The 2963-nt window shown below is 39.1% G+C and carries 3 protein-coding genes; all 3 read right to left on the bottom strand.

The annotated features are described in order from the left end of the window. A partial coding sequence (locus ENO17_06720; GenBank protein ID HER24724.1) for a PAS domain S-box protein occupies positions 1-806 on the bottom strand: 806 nt, incomplete at its 3' end. 742 nt (positions 807-1548) lie between these two features. After that, positions 1549-2265 (bottom strand): acyl-[acyl-carrier-protein] thioesterase, encoded by a 717-nt coding sequence (locus ENO17_06725; GenBank protein HER24725.1) that lies wholly within the window; start codon positions 2263-2265, stop codon positions 1549-1551. 251 nt (positions 2266-2516) lie between these two features. After that, entirely contained in the window at positions 2517-2717 is a 201-nt protein-coding gene (locus tag ENO17_06730; protein ID HER24726.1) for a hypothetical protein, read from the bottom strand. Between the last annotated feature and the right edge of the window lie 246 nt (positions 2718-2963).

A 2963-nucleotide genomic window follows, 5' to 3' on the forward strand; every position in this document is an offset into this window, starting at 1 on the left:
ATATCATATCCCATTTTAGGATGTTCTTTTATTAGACTGAACTCTATATCAGTAAGCTTGGTGGGTTTACTTAAGATTTCAGTAGGCAGGCCGATTTTTCCGATATCGTGGATTAGAGAGGCTATCCTTATCCCTTCAATCTTATCTGGAGAAAGGCTTAATTCCCGGGCAAGGGGAACGGCTAACTGGCAGACCCGGTGCTGGTGGCCGGAGGTATAGGGGTCTTTAGCTTCGATTATCCTGGACATAGTGTCGATGGTTTCGTCCATGGTTTTTTTGAGTCTTTCTTCTGCTTGTTTTAGATCGGTGATGTCCTGATGCGTACCGTACATCCAGAGAGGTTTACCCTCTTTAGTCCGGGAAATGACCTTGCCTCGATCCAGGACCCATATCCAATTACCGTCTTTATTCTTCATGCGGCATTCGCATTTATAATATGGTAATTCACCAGAAAAATGGCGTTCCAACAGTTGTCTGGAAATTTTCAGATCATCCGGGTGGGTGTACTTCATCCATGTTTTTATTGAAATAGGAGCAAGTTCTTTTAGTGTGTAACCAATAAATTCCGCCCAGCGTTCATTGAATATTGTTTCCCCGGTTTGTACATTCCATTCCCAGGTGCCTGCATCGGTACCTTCTAATATGTTGGCTTGACGCTCCTTTATTTGGAAGTTAATGTTGGCCTCCGATAGAATTTTACCAACAAATACGGTGGTCAGGGGATATGCTATCATCACAGGTAGAGTAATAATTCTGAGAGTACTCCTGATGAGTTCTTTCGGTAAAGTAAACATCAAAAGAATCATCACCGTATGAACCAAAATACCCATAAGATAAAGCGCCCATACAGACACTTGCTGCACCTTTTTCTGATAGAAATAGTGAAATCCTACCCCGATCATTGAGGCAGTGATAATCACCGAAACGCCCATAATAGCTCCAGGACCGCCCTGGTACACTCTCAGAGTGAGCGCCATGATCGCAGCAATTGCCGTTGCTATCGGTCCAAAATAGAAACCGCAGATACTGAGCATCACTGACCGACCATCAAAGATGAGTCCGGGAGACAACACCAGGGGATTAAGCATTCCCAAAATAGATGCGCTTCCGAATAAAACTCCTTGCAAGAGTATTTTATATTTATAAAATTTCTTGTTGGTATTAATAAACCCTGCCAGGATGCTAATCGACACAAGTATTCCTAAATTGAATACTAAATCTATATTATTTTCCATTTAGATCTCCTATTACATTAAGATATGACCAGGTGATAGCGCTTACTTTCCTTTTTCAGAAGCGAAAGGTATCTGTTTCTGTTGATATCATCAGAAAATATATTTTGTCGATAATTTCCTCTTTGGGTGATATGGTGTAGGTATTCCACCGCAACGATTCGGGCTATTCTTGACATATCTAAATTATAGGTCTTCGTAGAGTTAAAGTCAAAGAAAATAGCTGTCTGTCCCCATTTTATTCATTTTATTGACACTTTTCTTACGATCCCTCTTTCTTTCTTTCTTTCTTTCAAATCTCCTTCTAAAAAAACCTCTAATAATCTTTACTCACTAAAAATTGCACTACCGCAAATGGCTTCATATCTTCATTTCCGAGCAGCACTGTCACCTTATTATCCTCTATTCCCACCTGCGGGTAGATCATATCCCCTAATACAGCTGCAAGATGATATTCAACCCGTACACTGTTAATCCTTGAATGCTTCGCTAGATATTCCATCGCCATCAGAATATATTTTTCATTGTTCACATGTTGATTCGAATCTATGTAGAATCGTTGTACTTTAAAGGCTTCTTTCGCTTCCATCTCCGATGGGATTTCCACTTTTCTGGACAGGGCTTCCATAGGATAGGCAGGCTCGGTCGAATACAATAATTTTTGTTCTTCATCTACTCTTTTTAATTTCCCTGTTTCCGTATCCACATATGCCCACAAAGAATTAGCATGGGCAATCACCTGTTCATCCTTATCCTTAATTGTAAAATTCCGATATCCCATGAACCTGGTAAAGCCATATGCCCATGTGCTGATAGATATTTCTTCACCTAATTTGGGGAAACGTTCTATAATAATATGCCAGTAGGAGAGTACCCATGCAGCCCGTTTATCCTCCCAGTATTTCATCCCAAGATTTAAGGATTCTGATTGAAAAGTGCAGCTGTCCTGTAAATAATTGACCAGTGCTGATAAGGTCATGTGGGATTTTTCATCACATTCGCTATATCTTACTCTGCTTTTAAAACTGTACATGCAACGTTTGTATGACTGTATGGATCCGAAGTCACACTTCTCCTTTCTTGAATCGATCACATCGGTATCATTATAGCAGATTAAATACTGTGAAGCTTGACCCAATCTTTTTCAAATATCGTTTTAGCACCTATTTCATCTTCCGTTTTGTATTTATTGTTATCAGAACAACCGTCTCTGACATTCCTCTTACCAGATAAAGGGTGTAATCCTATATTTTACTTTTAGCAATTTTCGGTTTAAGTTATTCTTCATTCCAATAATCCTGCCTGTCTAAACTTTCGGCGTACTACTCGGTAAACATTGTTAAATTCAGGGACTGATTCCATCTGAGAGGAAAGACGTATTTTCCAAAGTTTTTTAAACCGATTTTCCTTACGTAAGAATTCATCCTTTACATCCCCTAATTTTTTCCCTCTAATTTCCAACTTTCCTTCAATAGCCTTAATCAATTCAGTAATATCTACATAGAAGAAATAATAGGGACAGACACCTATTTATTGACTTTCTTCCTAGGTCTTACTTTCTACTTTAACTAAAAAACTTTGCTAAGCTTCTCTACAAATCTTGCAAGAGTAACGAGGGTCGGGCTTTACCATATCACTCTTCATCTTCCCGCTCTACTCTTTTTAGTCACTCTGCTTAGGGTACTATAATAGACAGCAAGATAATCTGCTATCTTTATTAAAGATAGCCGG

This window comes from Candidatus Atribacteria bacterium, assembly GCA_011056645.1.
GTDB classification, from domain to species: domain Bacteria; phylum Atribacterota; class Phoenicimicrobiia; order Phoenicimicrobiales; family Phoenicimicrobiaceae; genus Sediminicultor; species Sediminicultor quartus.

Excerpts from the sequence above, each read along its gene's own strand:
- ENO17_06725 (HER24725.1), bottom strand. The coding sequence starts at position 2,265 with ATGTACAGTTTTAAAAGCAGAGTAAGATATAGCGAATGTGATGAAAAA.